General features: G+C 64.8%; 19 protein-coding genes. 11 read left to right on the top strand and 8 right to left on the bottom strand.

Going from position 1 to position 22,832, the window contains the following annotated elements; translation table 11 throughout:
* Window positions 1-596: 596 nt before the first annotated feature.
* From rutB to ASE49_RS12055, 5 genes are all read left to right on the top strand, one after another.
* Entirely contained in the window at window positions 597-1,325 is a 729-nt protein-coding gene (gene rutB, locus ASE49_RS12075) for a pyrimidine utilization protein B (protein WP_056772637.1), read from the top strand.
* Window positions 1,315-1,710, top strand: a complete 396-nt coding sequence (gene rutC, locus ASE49_RS12070; protein ID WP_056772634.1) for a pyrimidine utilization protein C — start codon at window positions 1,315-1,317, stop codon at window positions 1,708-1,710. The genes rutB and rutC overlap by 11 nt, the downstream gene beginning before the upstream one ends.
* A complete protein-coding gene (gene rutD, locus ASE49_RS12065; RefSeq protein ID WP_056772630.1) occupies window positions 1,711-2,514 on the top strand; it encodes a pyrimidine utilization protein D in 804 nt (267 codons plus the stop codon).
* Window positions 2,515-2,516: 2 nt separating this feature from the next.
* A complete protein-coding gene (gene rutA / locus ASE49_RS12060; RefSeq protein ID WP_056772627.1) occupies window positions 2,517-3,599 on the top strand; it encodes a pyrimidine utilization protein A in 1,083 nt (360 codons plus the stop codon).
* A gap of 99 nt (window positions 3,600-3,698) precedes the next feature.
* Entirely contained in the window at window positions 3,699-5,171 is a 1,473-nt protein-coding gene (locus tag ASE49_RS12055; protein WP_056772622.1) for an NCS1 family nucleobase:cation symporter-1, read from the top strand.
* 77 nt (window positions 5,172-5,248) lie between these two features.
* On the opposite strand, the gene ASE49_RS12050 is transcribed toward ASE49_RS12055, so the two are convergent.
* Window positions 5,249-5,737, bottom strand: coding sequence for a hypothetical protein (locus ASE49_RS12050; protein ID WP_056772620.1), 489 nt, complete (start codon window positions 5,735-5,737; stop codon window positions 5,249-5,251).
* Window positions 5,738-6,227: 490 nt separating this feature from the next.
* On the opposite strand from ASE49_RS12050, the gene ASE49_RS12045 reads away from it, so the two are divergent.
* The 3 genes from ASE49_RS12045 to rutA (ASE49_RS12035) all read left to right on the top strand — a co-directional run bounded on the left by ASE49_RS12045 (window position 6,228) and on the right by rutA (ASE49_RS12035) (window position 10,943).
* Complete coding sequence (locus ASE49_RS12045) at window positions 6,228-8,345, top strand: TonB-dependent receptor (RefSeq protein WP_235522969.1); 2,118 nt, start codon at window positions 6,228-6,230, stop codon at window positions 8,343-8,345.
* A gap of 120 nt (window positions 8,346-8,465) precedes the next feature.
* Window positions 8,466-9,839, top strand: coding sequence for an amidase (locus ASE49_RS12040; protein ID WP_056773208.1), 1,374 nt, complete (start codon window positions 8,466-8,468; stop codon window positions 9,837-9,839).
* Between the two features lie 24 nt (window positions 9,840-9,863).
* Entirely contained in the window at window positions 9,864-10,943 is a 1,080-nt protein-coding gene (gene rutA / locus ASE49_RS12035; RefSeq protein ID WP_056772613.1) for a pyrimidine utilization protein A, read from the top strand.
* Between the two features lie 170 nt (window positions 10,944-11,113).
* Here rutA (ASE49_RS12035) and ASE49_RS12030 read toward each other — a convergent pair whose 3' ends face one another.
* A complete protein-coding gene (locus ASE49_RS12030; protein ID WP_056772610.1) occupies window positions 11,114-12,325 on the bottom strand; it encodes an MFS transporter in 1,212 nt (403 codons plus the stop codon).
* A 102-nt stretch (window positions 12,326-12,427) separates the two neighbouring features.
* Here ASE49_RS12030 and ASE49_RS12025 point away from each other — a divergent pair, with 102 nt between their 5' ends.
* A complete protein-coding gene (locus ASE49_RS12025; protein ID WP_056772606.1) occupies window positions 12,428-13,672 on the top strand; it encodes an amidase in 1,245 nt (414 codons plus the stop codon).
* A 6-nt stretch (window positions 13,673-13,678) separates the two neighbouring features.
* On the opposite strand, the gene ASE49_RS12020 is transcribed toward ASE49_RS12025, so the two are convergent.
* From ASE49_RS12020 to ASE49_RS12005, 4 genes are all read right to left on the bottom strand, one after another.
* Window positions 13,679-14,704, bottom strand: coding sequence for a LacI family DNA-binding transcriptional regulator (locus ASE49_RS12020; protein ID WP_056772603.1), 1,026 nt, complete (start codon window positions 14,702-14,704; stop codon window positions 13,679-13,681).
* Window positions 14,705-14,785: 81 nt separating this feature from the next.
* The gene (locus tag ASE49_RS12015; RefSeq protein ID WP_056772599.1) at window positions 14,786-16,399 is read right to left on the bottom strand and encodes a GMC family oxidoreductase; all 1,614 of its coding nucleotides are present in this window, start codon (window positions 16,397-16,399) and stop codon (window positions 14,786-14,788) included.
* A 1-nt stretch (window position 16,400) separates the two neighbouring features.
* The gene (locus ASE49_RS12010) at window positions 16,401-17,735 is read right to left on the bottom strand and encodes an MFS transporter (RefSeq protein ID WP_082456447.1); all 1,335 of its coding nucleotides are present in this window, start codon (window positions 17,733-17,735) and stop codon (window positions 16,401-16,403) included.
* Window positions 17,732-18,733 (bottom strand): sugar phosphate isomerase/epimerase family protein, encoded by a 1,002-nt coding sequence (locus tag ASE49_RS12005; RefSeq protein WP_235522968.1) that lies wholly within the window; start codon window positions 18,731-18,733, stop codon window positions 17,732-17,734. Before ASE49_RS12005 ends, ASE49_RS12010 begins: the two co-directional genes overlap by 4 nt.
* A gap of 158 nt (window positions 18,734-18,891) precedes the next feature.
* On the opposite strand from ASE49_RS12005, the gene ASE49_RS12000 reads away from it, so the two are divergent.
* Window positions 18,892-20,010, top strand: a complete 1,119-nt coding sequence (locus tag ASE49_RS12000; RefSeq protein WP_056772593.1) for a Gfo/Idh/MocA family protein — start codon at window positions 18,892-18,894, stop codon at window positions 20,008-20,010.
* 17 nt (window positions 20,011-20,027) lie between these two features.
* A complete protein-coding gene (locus ASE49_RS11995) occupies window positions 20,028-21,092 on the top strand; it encodes a sugar phosphate isomerase/epimerase family protein (RefSeq protein ID WP_056772590.1) in 1,065 nt (354 codons plus the stop codon).
* A 72-nt stretch (window positions 21,093-21,164) separates the two neighbouring features.
* Here the strand turns inward: ASE49_RS11995 and ASE49_RS11990 are convergent, their stop codons facing one another.
* Window positions 21,165-21,980 carry an SDR family NAD(P)-dependent oxidoreductase gene (locus ASE49_RS11990; protein ID WP_056772587.1) on the bottom strand — a complete coding sequence of 272 codons (816 nt, stop codon included), beginning with the start codon at window positions 21,978-21,980 and terminating at the stop codon, window positions 21,165-21,167.
* Between the two features lie 81 nt (window positions 21,981-22,061).
* On the bottom strand, window positions 22,062-22,823 hold the full coding sequence (locus tag ASE49_RS11985) for an SDR family NAD(P)-dependent oxidoreductase (RefSeq protein ID WP_056772583.1): 762 nt from the start codon (window positions 22,821-22,823) through the stop codon (window positions 22,062-22,064).
* Between the last annotated feature and the right edge of the window lie 9 nt (window positions 22,824-22,832).

Raw genomic sequence — 22,832 nt, 5'->3', positions numbered from 1 at the left:
AGGCAGCGGATGCCGTTGTTTCGGGCGCGACGAAGGTTCCGGCCTTTCATGATGATAAGTCCACATCACCGCGTGGAGCCGGCAGGCGCTGACCCGTTTCCGCTCACCCTGCCATGGCCGGATCAGGGTTCGGGGATGATAACGCCTCGCTTCGGATAAGGTCCAAACGGCTGCACTCCGCCAAGTCGTGCCGTGGTCGGGGCATGGCAGGCAGCTGCTCGCCTCCTCGCCGCGCCGATCCAGGCACGGCAGAGCCGTTGTGTGGGGCGCTGACGGACGGCCGTCATGGTGCGACCCGGCAGGCACCAGGCTTTGATCGCCACATCCCGGTCGCTGATGCCGCATGCTATGGCGCCAATCCGGGTGGCGCGGTTTCATTACGCGGGTTGCAAAAGAGCGCTGCGGCTTTTTCTTGCACGCCAGCTTGATCCTCGCCCTGCAAATGGGGCACCTTGCTCCAGTCAGTCCCGCTCGACCTTGAAGGCAACGCCTTGCGGGTGGGCGATATCCTCTGGTCCACACTACGTTGGCCAGGATCGAACCCATCGTCATTTCCGCCCGGCGGCAGTGCTTTTGGGATTCAAAGGAGCGTGCCCATGTCTGTGCAATCAGTTCTGCCCGCCCGACCGGAGCCCCTCGATATCAGGCATGCCGAGACCGCCGTGATCGTGATCGACATGCAGAATGCCTATGCCTCGCCGGGCGGCTATGTCGATCTGGCCGGCTTCGACATATCGGGCGCTGCGGCAACCATAGGACATATCGACCGCGTGCTGAACGCGGCCCGCGCGGGCGGCATCCAGATCGTCTACTTGCAGAACGGGTGGGATCGGGACTATGTGGAGGCGGGCGGACCCGGCTCTCCGAACTGGCACAAATCCAATGCCTTGAAGACCATGCGCCGGCGTCCCGAATTGTCGGGCAAGCTGCTTGCACGCGGGGGCTGGGACTATGCGATCGTCGATGCGCTGGCGCCCCAGCCAGGCGACATCTGCGTAGCTAAAACCCGGTACAGCGCCTTCTTCAACTCCCAGCTCGACAGCGTCCTGCGCTCGCGCAGCATCCGCAACCTCGTGTTCGTGGGCATCGCGACCAACGTCTGCGTCGAAAGCACGCTGCGCGATGGCTTTCACCTCGAATATTTCGGAGTGCTGCTGGGCGATGCGACGCATCATCTTGGCCCGGCCTTCCTGCAGGAGGCGACGCTCTACAATGTCGAGACGTTCTTCGGATGGGTGTCCACCGTTGATGCCTTCTGCAGCTGGGCGCACCAGGCCAACGCCATTGAAACACCAAGCCCGGAAGGACACACGCATGCCATTTGAAGCCATCAATCCGCCGCAGTTCCCAACCCCGATCGCGCCGTATTCCTGTGGCACCAAGGCGAACGGCATGGTTTTCGTGGCCGGCATGCTGGCGCTTGGTGAGGACGGCACCGTGTTGCACGTCGGCGACGCGGCGGCGCAGACCCGGCATGTCTTGGAGTCCGTGCGCATCACGCTGGAGGCTGCCGGCGCGACCATGGCCGACGTCACCTTCAACCATGTGTTCCTCAAGGACTGGGCAGATTATCCCGCGATCAACGCGGTGTATGGTGCGTATTTCCCCGGTGACAAGCCGGCACGCTTTTGCGTGCAGGTCGGACTGGTGCGGCCCGAATGCCTGGTCGAGGTGGCGAGCGTCGCCTGTATCGGCTCGGCGGCCGCCTGAATGCCGCGTACCGCCGGCATATACTGGGAGCGTCATGGCGATCCCGCCCTGCCCGCGCTGATCCTTTCGGCAGGGCTGGGCGGCGCGGGAGACTATTGGCATCCCAACATCGATGCTTTGGCCCACGCCTTTTGCGTCCACATCTACGATCATCGCGGCACGGCGCGCAGCGACCGGGCAATGCCGGACACGGTGGATGCGGACTTTCTGGCTGATGATCTGGCTCTTTTGATCGACGCCTTGCGGCTGGAGCGGCCCGTCATCATCGGACATGCCGCAGGCGCGCTCGCCGGCCTCGCCCTGGCCCTGCGGTCGCCCGGACAGCTGGGCGGCCTGATACTGGTCAACGGCTGGTCACGGCCCAATCCCCATTTCCGCCGCTGCATCGAGATGCGGCTGGCCGTCCTCGAACAGGGCGGTCCGCAAGCCTATTTCCGCGCCCAGCCGGTGTTTCTCTTTCCGGCAAACTGGGTCACGCGCAACGATGCCCGGCTCCAGGCGCAACTGGCCGAACAGGTGGAGACATTCCAGGGCGCCGCCACGCTTCGCGCGCGGGCACAGGCACTGATGGCTTTCGACATCGACGACCGCCTTGGCGAGATCATGACCCCAACGCTCGTCATCGTCGCTGACGACGACGTGCTGGTTCCCGCCCTGTGTTCGGACCGGCTGCATGCGGGAATTGCAGGTTCCGGCATCGCCCGCATGCCCACCGGTGGCCACGGCTGCAACGTCACGTGTCCCGACCAGTTCAACACGATCGTGCGCGACTGGCTGTCGGGCATGGCCGCGCGAGGAGACTAGAAATGCAGATCGGCGTGTTCACTCCCATCGGCAACAATGGCTGGCTCATCTCCGAGACGGCGCCGCAATATATGCCGACGTTCGAGCTCAACAAGGAGATCGCGATCCGGGCCGAACACCACGGGTTCGATTTCATCCTGTCGATGATCAAACTGCGCGGCTTTGGCGGCAAGACCCAGTTCTGGGAACATAATCTGGAGAGCTTCACGTTGATGGCCGGTCTGGCCGCCGTGACGCAGCGCATAAAGATATACGCGACCGCCGCGACGCTGACCCTGCCGCCCGCGATCGTCGCGCGCATGGCCTCTACCATCGATTCGATCAGCCACGGCCGGTTCGGCATCAACCTGGTGACCGGCTGGCAGAAGGCGGAATACGACCAGATGGGCCTTTGGCCGGGCGACCGGCATTTCAGCAATCGCTATGACATGCTGGACGAATATGCCGCCATCCTGCGCGACCTGTGGGCAACAGGCGTGTCGAACTTCAAAGGTGACTATTACCAGATGGAGGACTGCCGGGTCTCCCCCATCCCGCGCGGCGACATGAAGATCATCTGCGCCGGCTCATCCGACGAAGGGCTCGCCTTCTCCGCGAAATGGGCGGACTACGCCTTCTGTTTCGGCAAAGGCGTTAATACGCCGACGGCGTTCGCCAGCAACAATGTCCGGCTTGCCGCCGCCACTGAAAAGACCGGGCGTTCGGTCGATGTCTTCGTACTCATCATGATCATCGCCGAAGAAACGGATGACGCGGCGATGGCCAAGTGGGACCATTATCGCCGGGGCGCCGACCTCGATGCGCTGGCGTGGCTTACCGACCAGAGCGCCGCGAACAATGTCTCCGCCACCACGAATACCCGCCAGATGAGCAATGAAACATCAGCCGTGAACCTGAACATGGGAACTCTGGTAGGATCGTATGAGAACGTGGCGGCAATGCTGGACGAAATGGCAGCCGTCCCAGGCACGGGGGGCGTGCTTGTCACCTTCGACGACTTTCTGGAGGGCATCGAAAAATTCGGCACGAAGATCCAGCCGCTGATGAAAAGCCGCCAGCACGTCGGGGGCAATCGGGCCGCATAAGCCGTGAGCGGGGTAGCCCCAAACCGGATTTTTCGCGGTCGCGATCATACAATTTCACGCCGTCACACCGTCATCACGAAGCATTGGGGAGCGTATCTGGTGAACACGAACGACGTCACGCTCTGGAATGCGGATCTCGCCCCGACCAGCGATAGCCAGCGTACCTGGGCCTGGTATCATTTCGCGGCGCTGTGGGTGGGCATGATCGTCGCGGTGCCGACCTGGATGCTGGCCTCCAGCCTGATCGAGCAGGGTATGTCGGCGCTGCAGGCCACGGCCACGGTGCTCCTCGGCAATGTCATCATCCTCATCCCGATGCTGCTGATCGCGCACCCCGGCGCGCGCTATGGCGTGCCCTTCGCGGTTCTCGTCCGCTCTTCCTTCGGCACGCATGGTGCGCGGCTGCCAGCTATGGCCCGCGCCCTCGTCGCTTGCGGGTGGTACGGCATCCAGACATGGATCGGCGGAGAGGCATTGCTGACCCTGCTGGGCATCTTCGCCGGCGCCGACCTGCGCGGCACGATGCTGCCCTTCGTCGATATTGGCGCGGGCCAGTTGATCGCGTTCCTCGCGTTCTGGGGGGTGCAGCTTTTCTTCGTGCGCAAGGGGCTGGACACCATCCGCCGGCTGGAGACGTGGACCGCCCCGCTCAAGATTGTCGCCTGCCTCGCCCTGCTTTGGTGGGCCCTGGACAAGGCGGGTGGCCTTGGCCCCATATTTGCCGCGCCTTCGGCCTTTGCGCCGGGCGGTGCGAAAGCAGGGCAGTTCTGGACCGTCTTCCTGCCCACCCTCACCGCAATGGTGGGCTTCTGGGGCACGCTGGCGCTCAACATCCCGGACTTCACCCGCTTCGCGCGCAGCCAGCGCGATCAGGTGATCGGCCAGACGCTGGGCCTGCCGCCGACCATGGGGCTGATCGCCCTCATCAGCGTGATGACCACGTCCGCCACCGTCGTCATCTACGGCCATGCGATCTGGGATCCGGTCGCGCTGGCGGGCACCATGGCGGGGCCGTTCGTGCTGCTCGGCCTCATCGTCATCGCGGTCGATACCGTGTCGTGCAACATCGCGGCCAATCTGGTGTGTTCCGCATACGATTTCGCCTCGCTCTCGCCCTCCAAGATTTCATACCGCACCGGCGCGCTCATTACCGCGACCATCGGGCTGGCGATGATGCCGTGGAAGCTGCTGGCGACGACCGATGGCTACATCTTCACATGGCTGACCGGCTATGGCGCGCTGCTGGGGCCCATCGCCGGCATCCTGATCGCCGACTACTGGCTGGTTCGCGGCAGGCATCTCGATGTGGCGGACCTCTATCGCGAGCACGGCGCCTACAGCTATCGGGGCGGCTGGAACCCGGCGGCCCTGTTTGCCTTTGCCCTGGGCGTGCTGCCCAACCTGCCCGGCTTTCTGAAAGCCGCCGCGCCGCACAGCTTCGGGTTCGTCGGCGGCTTCTGGTCCGGTATCTATGTCTACGCCTGGTTCGTGGGCTTCACGCTGGCGCTGGTCAGCTACACGCTTTTGATGGGACGATCACGGGAGAGGGTAGCCAGCTTCGCGCCGTCCTGAAGGTCATTGACCATAAGGACGCGCGCTTTGGACATCCAGAACGGCGCATTGAACGTGCCCGCGCCGCCGGTCCGCGCTCAGAAGTGGATGTCGATGTAGTCAGTCAGGCCGTCGCACCATTCGAACTCGCGCAGGCGGTAGTAGGAACGCTTCTGGGTGATCGCGAAGTGCCAGGTCTTGTTCTTGTCGCACACGCGCCCCGCGTCGGGCGTATCGCGGATGCGGATGCGGCCGGTGAAAGTGAAGTAGTCCGCGCCGATCTCGGTGATCGTGCCATCGAGCAGCAGGCGGCCCGGCCCGTCTGCCTCCGCCTCTGCGCCGCGCAGCGTCCAAGCCCCGCCTTCGGTTCGCACGTAAGCGCTGCCGCGCGAATTACCCCAGTCGATCCACTGCAGCGTCAGGCCCTTGTTCGCGCGCAGGCGCTGCGCGGCCTTGCGATCCAGGATGCGGGTGGGAGAGGGAGCCTGCACCGCCGTGCCCTCGTCCGCCCTCGCGGTGGGTACCAGCTGTACCAGCACGCCTGCGGTGATGGCGAGTTGGACGGCCAAAATGGATTTGCCGGGCATGTCCTCAAGACCTCGTCAGTGGGAAGTAGGGCAGCGCAGGCTTACACGATTTGACACTGAGCTTGACCCTGCTGCTGCGCGCGCGTGGCCTCGCATCTCCGCATGGCGCTATTCCAGTCAACGCCCTTGCTTAATGATAACGTTTACAAAAACTGGCGAGAGCATGAAGACCCTTTGGTTGCGCTGGCTCAAGCGGATGCTCTCATTCCCAAAGTGGCGGAAAATTCTCCCAGGTCATGCCGCCTGTCTAAAGCCTCTCGCGCGCCGTCCTGAAATCACCAACGTTGGCGCGTTCTTTGGCCCGCAGTGGCGGCACAAGATCGGCGCTCAATGAAATCGTTATGCACGCGAATTCGCAAAAATGTTTCGATAAATCAATACCACGGGGGTCTCACGCAACTTCCTGACCGATGACCCACTTGCAATCGCTCGCGAATCGGTCATTGTAATGAAAACGACAATCATTCACGTCATTCAGGGAGTATTTGTGTTGCTCAAGCGTTTTCCGCTAGCTGTCGGCGTGTCCATGCTCGCCGTTGCCATGGCCCATCCTGCGCTCGCACAGGACGTGCCCCCCTCTGCGTCGTCCTCTGAAGGACTGGGCGACATCGTCGTTACGGCTGAGAAACGGCCAACGAATGTACAAAGCACTCCCATCGCGATGACCGTAGCGACCGGCGAGGAGCTGGCAAGGAACGGTGTTGCCGACGTGAACGCGCTGTCCAACATCGCGCCAACCGTCAACATTGCCCAGAACAATGCGAATACCCTGATCACCATCCGCGGCGTATCCAGCCGCGATTACTCGGAAACCGGTGATCCTGCCGTCGCCGTCAGCGTCGACAACTTCTATCTTCAGCGTGCCTTTGCACTCAATGCGGCGCTGTTCGACATCGATCGCATCGAAGTACTGCGTGGGCCGCAAGGCACGCTCTATGGCCGCAACGCCACGGCGGGCGCTGTCAACATCGCGTCGGTCAAGCCGACCGATGACTGGAAGCTGGACGCCGCCGCCGAGATCGGAAACTACGGCACGCTCAACTTCGATCTCGGTGCGACGATCCCGGTCAGCGACACGCTGTCGTTCCGTGTCGCAGGCACGCGCAAGACCCACGAAGGCTATCGCAACAACCCCGGCCTCAAGGATGGTGACGATGGCAACGTCACCGGTGGTCGCCTACATGCCCTTTGGACCCCCACCGAGCGGCTCTCGATCCTGCTAACCGGCGAAATGACGCGGGTCGACGGTGTCGGTTCGGTCATCAAGGGCATCCCCTATTCTGACGTGCGTGACGACGGTTCGCTCGACATCGGCTCCGCAAAGACCTTCGCGCTCAACCATCAGGGCTACACCCGCATTCGCACCAAGGCCGTGCGCGCGGCGATCTCCTACGACATGGACTTTGCGACGCTAAGCTTCTTCGGTGGCTATCAGAAGTCCACGCTCAACCGTGACAACGACCAGGATGGCGGGACCGAATACAACTACGGCTTCCAGCAGAACGAGGACGTCAAGGACCAGAACTACGAACTGCGCCTCAGCTCGAACAACAAGACCGGTTTCACCTGGCAGCTGGGTGGCTACTTCTTCAAGGAGACGGACGCGCTAGACACCTTTTTCCAGGTGCATGGCCTGGCGACCGATCCGTTCAACTTCTACACCTTCGACTATGACGTAGGCAGCAAATCCAAGGCCGTCTTTGCGCAAGTCGGCTACGACCTGACCGACCAGCTCAAGGCCGAGGCAGGCATCCGCTACACCAAGGACAACAAGTACCAGGTCGGCTTCAATGACATCGCCGGCGCTTATTCCGTTCTCGACAACCACTACTCGGGCGATCAGGTCACCTGGCACCTTGGCCTCAACTACCAGGTGACGCCGGATAACCTGCTCTACGCCAAGGTCGACAAGGGATACAAGGCGGGCGGCTATACCACTAACTCGTCATTTGGCCCGGAAACCATCGTCTCCTACGAGATCGGCGCCAAGAACCGCTTCCTGAACGACGCGCTGCAGGTCAACCTGACCGGCTTCTACTACGACTACTCGGACCTGCAGACGCAGCAGGAAGATCCTGCCACGGCGCTGGTCTACACGCTGAACGCAGGCAAGGCCCGGGTATTGGGCGCGGAACTCGAAACGGTTTGGCTGGTCACCCCTGACACGCGCATCGATGCCAATGTGGCCTGGCTCGATGCGAAGTATACCGATTTCTGCACCGTCACCGCCGCAAGCTGCCCTGCCGCCGCGGACCTGTCCGGCAACCGCCTGACACAGGCGCCGGAGTGGACGCTTTCCGGCGGCATCCAGCATGACTTCCACCTGCTGGGTGGCACTTTAACTCCGCGCGTGCAGACCCGCTACCAGACCAAGACCTACTTCACGTTCTACAACACGCCCGCCGAGCAGCAGGGCGCCTACTGGAAGAGCGACGCCCAGATCACCTACGTGCCTGACAACGGACCGTTCTCGATCACCGCCTATGTGCGCAACATCGAGAACAACACGATACTGACCGCCAATGCGGAGGCCGGCTACGCGGGCGCGTACCTCGTCCAGTTCGCGCCGCCGCGTACATACGGCGCGCGGCTATCCTACGCGTTCTAAGGACAGGCGCGTGGCATCGATCTCTCCTCCCGATGCCTCGGCGCCTGCCACCCCGCCCCCCGCAAGCGCGAGGGGCGGGGACATCCTGCCCATGGCCATGGCACATGAGGGTCGATGGCCATGAACGATCTCGTCCAGATCGCCGAAGCCATCGCGCAAGGCAGCCTGAGCGCCGAGGCGGTGGTGTCAAATGCGCTCCACCGCGCGCAGCAATGGAGCGGCCTCAACGCCTTTGTCGCTCTGGAAGCGCAAGCCGCGCTCGCACAGGCCCGGGCATGCGACCAGGAGCGCGCGCAAGGTACGCTTCGCGGTCCGCTGCACGGCGTGCCGCTCGCCCACAAGGACATGTTCTTCCGCGCCGGAATACCGACTGAGGCCGGCTCGCTGATCTGGCGCGGCCACGTGCCGCAGGCTACTTCGCCGCTGATCGCGCGGCTTGAGGCGGCGGGCGCGATCACCATCGGGCGACTCCACATGGCCGAGTTCGCGATGGGGCCGACCGGCCACAATGCCCACCTCGGTCGCTGCGCCAATCCCTGGAACGCGGCGGCAATCTCCGGCGGATCGTCGTCTGGTTCCGGCGCTGCCGTCGGCGCACGGATCATCACCGGCGCGCTCGGTTCGGACACCGGCGGCTCGGTGCGCTTGCCTGCAGCGTTCTGCGGCGTTGCGGGTCTCAAGCCAACCAACGGCCTGCTCCCGGACGAGGCGATGATGCCGCTGTCACACACGCTCGACACTGCCGGTCCGCTGGCGACGTCGAGCCGCGCGCTCGCTCGGCTGATGACGGTGCTGACGGGGTCGGGCCACGACTATGAGGCCGGCCTTACGCTGGACTGCGCGGGCCTGACTATCGGGGTTCCCGCGCATTACCTTACCGAAGACCTGCACCCCCAAGTTGCCGCCCCTTTTAGCGCTGCGCGCCAGATTTTCGCCGAACTCGGCGCGCAGGTAATCGACGTCGCCATTCCCGATCACGCCGGGTATCCCGAGATCGCTGCCCAGATCTGGGCGCCCGAAGCCGCCGCCTTTCACGCCCGCAACCTGGCGGAACGGCCGCAGGACTTTGGAGAGCAGGTGCGCAACCGGCTTGAAGCCGGGGCCGTCATCAGCCGGGCACAGTACCTGGCGGCGCTCAGCGCGCGCAAGGTGGCGCAGTGCGACATGCTGGCCGGGCCATTCGGCAAGGTCGACCTGTTGCTCACGCCCGCCGCGCGGATGCCGGTGCCGCTGGCTGATGACGTCGGCGCGAACGGCGGCGCGGCGATGCAGGCGATGGTGGCCGAGCTTTCTGCGCTGACCCGCACGGTCTCCATGCTGGGCTTTCCCGCACTGGTCACGCCGATGGGGTTCGACACGCGCGGATTGCCGCTGGCGCTTCAGCTGATCGGCCCGCCCAACGCCGAGCAGTCCCTGCTGCGGGCGGGTTTCGCCTACGAACAGGCGACGCCGTGGCTGGCGCGCATACCCTCCCCGCCTTCCCCACTTGCCTGATCCTTCCAACCCAGGAGTAAGCCCATGGATATCGGTCTGTTCATTCCCATCGGCAACAACGGCTGGCTGATTTCCGCCAGCGCGCCGCAGTACAAGCCCAGCTTCGCCATGAACAAAAAGCTGGTGCAGGCCGCTGAAGGCTATGGCTTCGACTTTGCGCTGTCGATGATCAAGCTGCGCGGTTTCGGGGGCAAGACCGAGTTCTGGGACTACAACCTGGAAAGCTTCACGCTGATGAGCGCGCTCGCCGCTGTTACCAGCAAGATCAAGCTGTTCGCCTCCACTGCGATCCTGACCCTGCCGCCCGCAATGGTCGCGCGCATGGCCGTCACCATCGATTCCGTCGCGCCTGGCCGCTTCGGTGTCAACATCGTCACCGGGTGGGCCAAGGGCGAGTACGACCAGATGGGCATGTGGCCGGGCGACGCCTACTTCGGTTACCGCTACGACTATGCCAGCGAGTACGTGCAGGTCATGAAGGACCTGTGGGGCGAAGGTCGCTCCGACCTCAAGGGCAGGCATTTCACGATGGAGGACTGCCAGCTCCTTCCCAAGCCGGAGGGCCGGATCGAGATCGTCGGGGCCGGCCAGTCCGCGCGCGGCATGGAGTTCGTCGCCAACTACGGCGACTACAACTTCATCACTGCCGGCGGCATCAACAAACCCACCCAGCACCGCGCGCAGGTGGAAGCGCTGGTCGAGGCGGCGGCGAAGACCGGCCGCGATGTCGGCGCCTACATCCTGTGCATGGTGATAGCGGCCGAGACTGACGAAATTGCCCTGGCAAAATGGGAGAGCTACCGTGAGGGCGCCGACGTCGACGCGCTCGCCTGGATGAGCGACCAGGGCAGCGCCGACACCACCGCCGGCGCGGGCTCGACCGCGCGCCATATCAACCTTCCCGAAGGCGCGGTGAACCTTAACATAGGCACTTTCGTCGGGTCGTTTGCAACCGTTGCGAAGCTCCTTGACGAAGCCGCCGCCATCCCCGGCACCAAGGGCATCATGCTGACGTTCGACGACTTCGAGCAGGGTATCGAGGACTTCGGCCAGAAGATTCAACCGCTGATGGCCTGCCGGGCCGATCATATGGCCGCGGTTTGAGCCCTCCGGCCTGACGGTCCCAAGACTCTCTCCACCGGGCCACCATGACTTCGGGCCAGTCGCGCAGTTGGCGCGGCTGGCCCTTTCGCTGGCGGATGAAACGGGGCCCATTGGCCGCGTGAAGCGCGACGGCGGAACCGGCGGCCAAAGTCGGCCCGGAACGGGGCAGTCTAGCCGCGCGCCGCGGCGCGCGCAGCGATCAGCGCGCCCGCTGCCGCGACCCAGCTGACCAGCAGGAAGCTCGTCCCATAATCGCCGCAGGCCGTGTAGATCGTCGCCATCGTCGCCGGACCGATCATTACGCCGATGAACGTGTAGACCAGCGACCCGCCGATCACGCGCCCCGCATCCGCAGGCGCGCAATGTCGGGTGCATTCGGCAAGAACCACGCCGTTCCAGCCGCTCATGCAGAAGCCGAACAGGCAAAGCACGCTCGCCTGCACGATCACAGGCAGCGCGTCGAGTTGCCACAGCGCGATCATGCAGCCTGTAGACACGGCGCCGATCAGCGCAAGGACCTGAAAGCCGCCGAAGCGATCGCCCAGCCATCCCCAGGAGACGCGGCCCAGCGCGCCGCAGGCCTGCACCGAGGCCGCGACGAGGCCGGCGTGCACCAGCGACCAGCCGTGGTCTACCAGCATAACGACGGTGAAGGCGGAAAGCGACAGCTGCAGCGAGGAGTAGAAGAAGCCGATGAGTGCCAGCGCGCGCAGCGGTCCGCTTCCCCACACAAGGCGCTGTTCGTAAAGGAAATTGGGCCAGAGCGCGATGGTGGCCGGGCGTTCGGGACGCGGCGGCCCGCCTTTCAGCGCGAGCACGCCAATCATCGCGAAACACGGCACGGCGAGCACGGCGAGCGCGAGCTTCCAGCCCAGCATCGGGGCCATGGCGGGCAGCAACAGGCTGGCCAGCACGCCGCCCAGGGGAACGCCGGCCTGCTTGATCGAGAAGATCAGCGAGCGTCGGTGCGGCGGCGTTACAGCGCCCAGTATCTGCGCAGAGGCCGGGTTCTGCACGCCATAGCCGATGCCGATGATGATCGAGGCCAGCAGCCCCACGCGTGGGGTCGCTGCGGTCAACAGCAGCAGCGCAAGGCCGAAGCAGGCCAGTGCTAGTTGTTCCACCTGCACTGGCCCGCGATGCTGGATCAGGGTGCCCGCCACAGCCGAGGCAAGGGTGCCGGCCGCGTAGATGATGCTGATCTGATAGCCGACATAATGGGGCGCCAGGCCGAAATCGGCCGCCACCAGCGGGGCGATGCCGGTAAGCGCGAGCGCCGTGACGGTGGAGAGGATCTGGATCGTCGTCGTCGTCGCCAGCGCTCCGGCGATCGAGGGCGCGATGGTGGGGGTGGGGGCGGAGGTATAGGCAGGCTGACTCATCGGATGCGCTGCATAATGTAATGCTTTACACAAACCAAGCCGGTAGTCACAAATGGCAGCGCGCGGGACGCGCCCGCATTTAGACAAGGGAACTGCTGTTTCATGCCCGGACCCCCTTACGCCTCCGCCTTCGCGCATGTCCATGCTGCATTGCAGCGCATTGGTGAGCGCGATGCGCAAGTGAGGGCCTGGCTCCATGTCGATGACGCCGGCGCTATCGCGGCAGCCGCAGCCCAGGACGCGCCAAGTGCCCACGATGCCCCGCTGGGTGGCATCTGCGTGGGGGTAAAGGACGTCATATCCGTCGCCAAAATGCCCCTGACCCACAACTCGCCGCTATATTCTGGCAACGTCGCCACCGAAGATGCGCCGTGCGTCGCGACCCTGCGGGCGGCCGGCGCCGTCATCATCGGCAAGACCGATACCACCGAATTCGCCGCCGCCGGGCGCAATGCGGCCACCGCCAATCCTTATGACTTCGCGCGCACGCCCGGCGGTTCGTCAGCCGGGTCGGCGGCAGCGGTGGCGGACGGTCATGTGCCCCTCGCGCTGGCGACGCAGACCGGCGGATCGACCATCCGGCCCGCCAGTTTCTGCGGGATTCACGCCTTCAAGCCGACCTGGGGCCTCGTCAGCAGGGAAGGGGTGAAGGTTTATGCCAACAGCCTCGACACCGTAGGCTGGTACGCGCGCGACCTCGACCTGTGCGACCGCGTCTGCGAAGTCTACGGGTTCGCAGACGCGCAGCCGCTTGGCGCCGGCCCTTTGCGCGTCGGCGTGTTTCGCACGCCCTGGTGGGACGAGATGACGCCCGGCGGCCAGGCCGCCTTCGAGAACGTTGTCGCTGCCATTGCCAAAGCCGGCATCGTCACGGCCGAAGTTTCGCAACTCCCTGAATTTGCGCACCTGAACGACGACCACCGCGCGATCCTGTTCCGCGAAGGCGCCGCCGCTTTCCTCAGCCTTGCGCGCACACGCCCTGACCTGCTGCACCCCGATTTTCACCTGCGGGTCGATGCCCTTGCCACTTACCCCAACGCGCGTCTGCGCGAGGCGCACGACCGCGCAGCGGTAGCACGAACCGGGTTCGAGCGGGCTATTGTTGGCCTGGATGCGGTGCTGGCGCCCAGCGCGCCGGGCATCGCGCCGCTGGGCAGATCGCCCGGGGAGCCGAAATTCAACCAGCCCTGGACCTTGCTGCACGCGCCCGTGGTCAACCTGCCACTGGCACGTGGAGAGGGCGGCATGCCAATCGGCGTCTCACTCGTGGCGCCTCGGTACGGCGATCGGCGGTTGCTCGCCGTGGCGCGCGAAGTGGAGGCGCGGCTGGCGCGCCCTGCGGCCTGACCCCCGCTACTTGCGCTTGCGCCTGCGCGGTGCCGCGGTAGACTGGCGCACGATCAGGCGGTGCGGAAGAATGACTTCACGAGAGGGCTGGACGTCATCCGGCTGCAGCAGCACGTCCAGCATCAGGCGCATCGCCGCCTCGCCGATTTCAACGGTCGGGATGTGGATGGTGGTGAGCGGCGGGCTGGCGAAGGCGCCGAAACGCAAGTCGTCGAAACCCGCAACCGACATCTCGTCAGGCACGCCGAAGCCGCGTTGCTGAAGGGCGCTGAGGGCGCCCAGCGCCATTTCGTCGTTGGCGCAGGCGACGGCCGTGAATTCCGCGCCGCCGTCCAGCAGGCGCACCATCGCGTCGAAACCCGACTGGAGCGAGAAGTCGCCATTGGCGACCAGCGCTTCGTCATACTCAAGCCGCGCGCGCAGCAGGCCAAGTTTGTAGCCCGAGAGCCGATCCTTCGACATGAACTGGTCGAGAGGCCCGGTGATCGCGGCGATGCGCTGGTGGCCGAGTTCGGCGAGGTGACCGACGATGAGCGCGCTCGCCTCATGGTTGTCGATCCGCACGCGGGGCAAGGTAATGTCAGGCGGATACTCGCAGGCGGCCACCAACGGCGGCATCTTGCCTTTCGCAGGGGGCTTGCGGACGATGTCGGGCAAGTTCCGCTCCAGCAGGATCATGCCATCGGCCTGCTTGCCCGCGATCATCGCGACATATTTGTTGAGCGTATCGCTGTCGCCTTCGGTGATCCCGAGCAGGACGCGCATCTTGTGGGCGCGCGCCACGTTCTCGATCCCCTCCACGAAAGCGGAGGTGAACGGGTTGTAGATGCTTGGCACCGCGACGATGACATTGTCGCTCCGTTGCCGGCGCAGGCCCGCAGCGAGGTGATTGGGCTCGTAGTTGAGGTCGGCGATCGCCACTTCGATCCGCTCAATGGTGGCGGGGCGCACCAGCGACGGCTGGCTCAACGCACGCGACACCGTCGCCACCGAAACGCCCGCTACCCGGGCAATGTCCTTGATGTTCGCCATTCGATGTAAACGTTACATTTGCGATTGCCCCGCGGCAAGCGCCAGCGTTGCAAGGTTCGCATTTCGCCAGCCCAGGCCGGCTTATTGCGCCGCAATCACCTCTGCCGCGCGCCAGGCGAAGGCCATCGCCGGGCCATTGGTGTTGCCCGAGATCCCCGTCGGCATCGCCGAGCAGTCCGCCACGTAAAGGCCCGATACGCCGTGGACCCGCAGGCCCGCATCGACGACACCCTCTCCGACAGGGCCCATGCGACACGTGCCGGTGCCGTGCAGGCCGGTGGAGACCATCCAGTTGGCCGCCTTCTGGATTTCCTCGTCGCTCTCGACCGAGGGACCGGGGACGGCTTCCGGGCCAAGGTACCGGGCGAGCGCGGGCTGGGCCATTATTGCGCGCACCTTGCGGATCGCGCGCTGGATCGTCACGCGGTCTTCCGGGGCGGAGAACCACTGCGGCACCAGGCGCGGCGGAGCGGCGGGATCGATCGACGCAAGCTCGACGTAGCCGTGGCTTTTGGGGCGCAGGCAGAATGCGGTTGCGGTAATGCCAGGCTCGGGTTCGGTCCGACCACGTCCGGCCTCGGGCTTGTCGTCCTCGGAGGCTGCCATGGAGTACGGGGAGATGCCGATCTGCAGGTCCGGCCAGTCCGGGTCGGCCTCGATAGAAGCCATGACGGACACTTCGGGCAACAGCGTGGCCATCAGCCCCTTGCCGCCCAGAAGATAGCGCAGCCCGTGCATATAAGCGCGCCAGCCCCGGAAGTGGTGGTTGAGCCCGCGCCGTTGCCGCAGTCGCCACGAGAGCGAGACCATCATATGCTCGTTCATGTGGCGCCCGACATGGGAATTTTCGTGGACCACCTCGATGCCGTGCCGCGCCAGCACGTCGGCGGGGCCGATGCCGGACAGCTGGAGAAGCTTGGGTGTCTGGAGCACGCCTGCCGTCAGGATCGTGCGTGCGGCGGTGAAGGTGATTTCCTTGCCGTCCAGTTCGACCAGAACGCCAGTCGCCCGGGTGGCCGCGAAAGTGACGCGGCGTACCAGCGCGCCGGTGCGGATCGTGAGGTTCGCGCGTTTGCCGGCGTTTGCGAGAAACGCCGTGTAGGCCGTAACGCGGGCGCCGCGCGCATCCACCGTCTGCTGGGTCGGCCCGGCGACTTGTGTGCTGGGTGTATTCACGTCCGCGAGCACGGGAATGCCGGCCTCGCGCGCCGCATCGAGGATCGCGCGGGTCATCACGGCATCGCCCTGCGGCACGTTCGTAACCTGCAGCGGGCCGCCCCGGCCGCGTTGGGCGTATCCCGCGCCACGGTAGTCCTCCAGTTCGCGGTAGCAGCGCTCGATCTCGGCCCAATTCCAGCCGGTGTTGCCCTGCGCTTCCCACGCGTCGAAGTCGCGCGGCTGACCCCGGAAGTACCAGGTGCCGTTGACCGCGCTCGATCCGCCCAGCCCCCGGCCGTAGTACCAGGTCTCGCCGGCAGGCCGCTCGCCCTGCTGCTCGGCCGGGAAGGGCCAGTACCATGTCGGCTTGGTCCAGATCTTGATCATGCCGCGCGGCATGCGGACCATCAGTTCTTCGTTGCGCCCGCCCGCTTCCAGCAGGAGCACCTGCTTCGAGCCATCTGCGCTCAGCCGGTCGGCGAGGACGCAGCCGGCCGAACCGGCGCCAACGATGATGTAATCGAAGTGGTCACGCATTTCAGGGCTCGATCTTGCGGTTAACGTAGGCGGGCGGGAAGCGGAACAGCAGCAGGGCGACGCCCATCGCGGCGTAGCTCGAGGCAGGCAGCCAGACGTGGCCGGCGATGACCGCCGCGATCACGTCCGGCGTAGGGGCGGCCTTGGCATCGTAGGCGGCAAGGCTCAGGAACCATGCCCCCGCTCCGCCGCCCACACTCATGCCCAGCTTGACGCCGAAGCTGGAGGCGGCGAACAGAAATCCCTGCGCCCGGTAGCCTGAGCGCCATGCGCCATAGTCCACCGCGTCCGCCATCAGCGAGAACAGCAGCCCCCCGATCAGGCCCTGTCCCATGTACGCGACGACGTTGGTGGCAATCAGCCAGGCATGGTCGTTCGACAGCGGGATCAGCCCGGTGAAAATCGCGGCGATGGCCGCCCCGATAACGCCCGTTGTGCGCTTGCCGATAGCGTTCGCGCAAAGGCCCGCGAAGCCAGTGCCGACCAGCACGGCCAGCATCGTCAGCATCAGCGTGGAGGTGAACTCGGCCTTGCCCAGCACGTTGCCGGCGAAGTAGACGAAGGACTGGATGTGGCCGGTGAACCCGATCCAGAAGAAGAAATTGACCAGCATCGTCGCGATCCAGGGCCAGTTGCCTTTGGTGGCCTTGAGCGACTGTGCGGTGGTCAGCCTGGCAACGCTGGCATCCACTTCCACCCGCTCGCGCGTGTTGGCGAAGGCGTTGAGCATGCACACCAGGGTTATGACCCCGGTGATCGCGGCAAGCACGAGGAACCCGTGCGCCTCATCGCCGTTGCTGAACGTCTTGATCAGCGGCAGCGCCGCGTAGCCGATGCCCACCGTGGCCGACGAGCCGATCACTTCGCGAAGGGCGTTGACGGTGTTGCGCTGCCGCGGGTCGCGCGTCAGTGTGGGCAGCATCGAGTTCAGCGGCAAGCTGACCGCCGAATAGAGGATGCCCATCAGGGTGTAACTGGCGAAAATAAAGGCGATCTTTTCCCAGCCGTCCAGCGGCGGCGCCCAGAACACGATGGCGCCGCATATCGCAAAAGGCAAAGCCAGCCACAGCAGGAAAGGCCGGTGCTTGCCCCATCGGGTGTCGGTGCGATCAATCAGCAGGCCCATGAGCGGGTCGAACACCGCATCGACGCAGCGCGCGATCAGGAACAGCGAGGCGACGGTGCCGGCACCGACCCCGTAGATGTCGGTGTAGAAGTACAGCAGGTAGGCGTTGGTCATGCCGAACGGCAGATTGATGCCGAAGTTGCCCAGCGCGTAGCTGAGCTTTTCACGCCAGGAGAGTGCCGCGCCGTTCAACCCGCCTGCGCCGCTCATGCAGGGATGCCGATGGGCGCCATGCCTGCCAGCACTTTGCGGGCAAAGGCGAGCGACTTGCGGGTTTCAGAGAGGGGATCGGGCACGGCGTCGATCTCCAGGATGGCCCACTTCTGGGCGGTTCTCAAGGCCATCACCGAGCCCCAGGCCTCGAAGTCCACGTTGCCCTCGCCAAGGGCGCAGAAGTAGGCGCGATGGGCGTGATGGATGTGTGCGTCGATGGGGATGTGGGTCGGCATCGGACCTGTTGCGTCCTTCCAATGGGCAATGACGATCCGCTCGGCATGGCGGGCAACGATGGCGGCGGGGTCACCGCCCGACAGCAGGATGTGCGCGCTGTCCGGGCAGAAGCCGACGAAGACGGGGTCGGTGAGAAGCAGCAGCAGGTCGATGTCGCGGGGCTGGCAGAACATCGAGTGTGCCTCGGTGTGAAGCGCAAGCCGCACGCCGTGCCGCAGCGTCAGCGCGCCGAGGCGGTTTGCGAAGTCCGCGGCTTTCCTGGCAAGGTCGAAGTCGACGAATACGGGCGGCTGGGCGTCCCAACTGGTCCGCATCGGCATGCCGATGACCATGACGCTCGCGCCCCAGCCGGCTAGAGCGCGGGCGTATTCCTCAGCCTTGGCGAGCCAGCGGGTTTCGGTCTCGGCATCGCCGACACCCCCCTCGATGGCGATATCGGCAAAAAAGCCGCTGGCGAGGGAAAGACCCCGCCTGTCAAGTTCGGCCGCGGCGGCGCCGTGCGATCCGTAGGCGGCGATCAGGCCGCTTGCGCCGAAAGGATCGAATGTCAGTTCGATGCCGGTGACGCCGCTTTGTTCAAGCGTGTCGAGCATCCGGTCCCAGAAGGGGCGCGGCTGCGCGTTGCCGTACGCGACGACCTCCTGCTCGTCCGCCAGCCCCCAAAATCCGGGGTGGAAGAACGTGATGAGATCGACACCAAACGCCATCATTTTTCGAGAATTCCTGCTTGAGCGAGATCGGCTGTGATCCCGACCCATTAATGTAAAGCTTTTCTTTTTAAGAAAGCCTCACTCACAGCGCTTTGTCAAGACACACAAGGGTAGTCTTGCGCATACACAGGATTTCCGGCTATGTTGAACATGGTAACGTTTTCATAACTGAGCGTAAGCGGAAACTGCGGGTGAGGGGAAGTGTCATGAACAGTCGCATCCGCATGGGTCTTGTCGGCGGGGGTCCGGGCTCGTTCATCGGCCCCGTTCACCGCATTGCCGCCGAACTGGACGGGAAGATCGAACTCGTGGCCGGCGCCTTCAGCCGCGATCGGGTACGTTGCGCCGAAGCCGGGCGTAGCTACGGGATCGATCCGGCGCGCGCCTATCCCTCGATTGAGGCCATGCTGGCAGCCGAGGCCCTGCGCGAGGATGGCATCCAGTTCGTTACCATCGCCACGCCCAACGTCCATCACCTGCCCGCCGCCAGCGCTGCAATCGCGGCAGGCATCGCGGTGATGAGCGACAAGCCGATGACCGCGACGCTTGCCGAAGCGCGAGACCTAGCGGCGGCGCTTGCGGCCAATCCGGTGCCTTACGGACTGACTTACACGTACTCGGGCTATCCGCTCGTACGCGAGATGCGCGAGCGGATAGCCGCCGGTGCGATCGGCCCGGTGCGCAAGGTAGTTGTCGAGTACAACCAAGGCTGGCTCGCTGGGGCAGTCACGGGCAAGCAGGCGGAGTGGCGTCTCGATCCGGCGCACTCGGGCGAGGGCGGGTGCATTGCCGACATCGGCGTGCACGCCTTCCACCTCGCCGAGTTCGTCACCGGCCTGCGCGTCGCTCTTATCAATGCCGACCTTGGCACCGTCGTTCCTGGCCGCGTTCTTGACGACGACTGCCAGATGTTCCTGCGCTTCCACGGCGGGGCCCGGGGCCTCCTCCTCGCATCCCAGGTCATGACCGGGGAAGGTAACGACCTTGCGATCCGGGTCTATGGGGAAGACGGTGGCATGCGCTGGAGGCAGGAAAATCCCAACCGTGTCGAATGGCTGCGCGCCGATGGCGGCATGGAAATCATCCGGGCCGGCGATCCGGGACTGTCCCCGCTCGCCATGCGTGGCACCCGCCTCCCCGGCGGCCATCCCGAGGGCCTGCTGGAAGCACTCGCCAATCTCTATCGCGACTTTGTGGCGGATTTGAAGGGCGAGGGCGGCTCGCTGGTGCCCGGTATCGAGGACGGGCTGCGCGGCATGGCGCTTGTGGCCACCGCCGTTGCGGCCAGCCGCGACGCGCGGGGCTGGATCGATCTAACGGTTTGAACGAAAGGACAGCGCAGATGAAGACGATCAAGGGGCCCGGCATTTTCCTTGCCCAGTTCGTAAGTGACGAAGCGCCGTTCAATTCGCTGGATTCGATCGCCGGCTGGGTGTCGGGCCTTGGCTACAAGGGCGTACAAATCCCCAGCTGGGACAAGCGCCTGTTCGACCTTGCGAAAGCGGCGGAAAGCCAGGATTACTGCGACCAGGTCCTGGATACTCTGTCACGGCATGGCTTGGCGCTTACGGAGCTGTCCTCGCATCTGCAGGGTCAGCTGGTCGCGGTGCATCCCGCCTATGATGCCGCCTTCGACGCCTTCGCGCCCGTCGAAGTGCATGGCAATCCGGCGGCGCGCCAACAGTGGGCGGTGCGCCAACTGGAACTTACCGCGCGCGCCAGCGCACGGTTGGGGCTGACCACCCACGCCACCTTCTCGGGCGCGTTGGCATGGCCGTATTTCTACGCCTGGCCGCCGCGTCCTGCGCAGCTGGCAGCGGATGCTTTCGCCGAACTGGCACGCCGCTGGCGCCCGATCCTCGACCGCTTCGACGAGGCCGGCGTCGACGTCGGGTTCGAACTTCATCCCGGAGAGGATCTGCACGACGGCGTCACCTTCGAGCGCTTTCTCGCCGCGACGAGTAACCATCGGCGCGCCAACATCCTGTACGATCCCAGCCACTTCGTGCTTCAACATCTCGACTATCTGGGCTTCCTCGACATTTATCACGAGCGCGTGAAGTGCTTCCACGTCAAGGACGCGGAATTCCGCATGTCGCCGCGTGCCGGGGTGTACGGTGGCTTTCTTGGCTGGCCGGAGCGGCCGGGTCGCTTCCGGTCACTGGGTGACGGCCAGGTGGATTTCACCGGCATATTCTCGAAGATGGCGCAGTACGATTTCGCGGGCTGGGCGGTTCTCGAATGGGAATGCGCCCTCAAGCATCCCGGTCAGGGCGCGGCGGAGGGCGCACCATTTATCGATCGCCACATCATCCGCGTGACAGAGCACGCTTTCGACGACTTCGCTGGCGAAGATACGGCTGCGCTGCCTGACTTTCGCCGAATGGGCATGGCGGAAACGTCCTGACCCGTGGTTGGCCATCTGAAAGACAGAACTGCTGATGCCCGTAGGATCGCCCAGGCGGCCTTTCGCCCTTAGCTACCCTCCGCTCGCGCCCGTGGCTGCGGCGACGGCAGCGTCGATCTCGTCGCGGGTCGGGTTGCGGCGCAAAGTCAGTCCGCCGCTGACCTGAAGGTCCTCGCCGGTCATGAAACATTCGTCGGATGCCAGGAAAACGGCGGCGGCGGCGATGTCTTCGGCGGTGCCGATGCGTCCGAGCGGATAGCCTTTGAGAAAAGCGCTCTCCAGTCCGGGCACTTGCATTGCATCGTGCGTCATCGGCGATGCGGTCAACCCTGGGGAGATCGTATTGGCGCGGATGCCGTGCGCGCCGAACTCGTTGGCCACCACGCGCACCAGATGGTCGGTGCCCGCCTTGGCGCCCATGTAAGCTGCGTGATCGTGGAACATGATCTTGGCGGTTGCGGAGGAAATCTGGATGATCGAACCACCCCGGCCACCGGTCGTGGTATCCATCGCCGCAACCATAGCCTGGAGGAACAAAAACGGCCCCTTGAACTGGAGCGCGCTCATGGCGTCGAAATCCTCTTCGGTGGTCTCCTGAAAACCTTTCAGCAGACCCCAGCCGGTGGCGTTGAGGGCGATATCGAGATAGCCGAATTCCTGCCTGGCAAAGTCTGCCGCGGCAACAAGATCGCTCTTGCTGGTCACATCCACCTTGGCCGCACGGCCACCGATCTCACTGGCCAGCCGCTCCAGCTCGTCCATTTTCCGCCCGGCGACGATGACCCTGGCGCCTTCTTTTGCGAAGCGGCGCGCGATGACCTGCCCCATGTTGTTCCGGCCCGCAGCGCCGATGACGAGCGCCGTTTTCCCCTCAAGTCTTCCCGTCATCGCTCTGTCCTTGGTGCAATTGTTAGAGTTTAGTCGCCGATGCCGTTGGGTAAGGGCCGTGCTTTGGTTGCCGCAGCACGATCACCCGAAATCCGCCGGCAGTGGCACCCGGCGCAGCGATTGCCCGCCGGTCACGTCGATCCGCTGCCCGGTGGTGGACCCGGCCTCGGCGGCAAGCCAGAGCGCGGCTTCGGCGATGTCCTCCACGACGACAAACTTGCCCAACGGAATTTCCTTGGCGAAAGCGCCGGTAACCGCCTCCATCGCGAAGTAGGCTTCGGTCATCGCGCTCTTGGTGAAACCCGGCGCGATGCTGTTGACGCGGATGCCGCGCTCCCCAAGCTCGTTGGCGGCAATCCGCACCACTGCATCGGCGCCGGCCTTGGCGCCCGCATACGCCGCGTAACCGGGCGCCTGCGCCAGCACGGTCAGGGACGAGGCGGTGATGATGGAGCCGCCATCGGTCATGGCCAGCCCCATATGCTTGATGAACAGCGTGGTGCCGATGAAGTGCACCTCGGCCGACTTGCGAAGACCCTCAGCCGTCGATTCGAGGATCGGCTCGCTCACGTCGATGCCCGAGTAGTTCACCGCCACATCCAGCTTTCCGAACGTGTCGCGTGCCGTCGCGGCCAGCCTAGCAAGATCGTCCTCGCGGGTGATGTCGCAGGCCATGCCGATCCCACCCAGCTGCTCTGCCAGCGCCGCCGCGCGGTCGCCCCGCCGCGCCGCCAGCACGACCTTGGCGCCTTCCTCCACAAAGCGCCGGGCCGTGGCATAACCCATGCTGCGCTCATCCGACGCGCCAAGAATTACCGCAACCTTGCCTTGCAATCGGGCCATCTCGTCCAC

The organism is Novosphingobium sp. Leaf2 (assembly GCF_001421325.1).
Taxonomy (GTDB): domain Bacteria; phylum Pseudomonadota; class Alphaproteobacteria; order Sphingomonadales; family Sphingomonadaceae; genus Novosphingobium.
The sequence above is the reverse complement of the archived record's forward strand: the minus strand, read 5'-3'. Positions and strand labels throughout refer to the sequence as shown.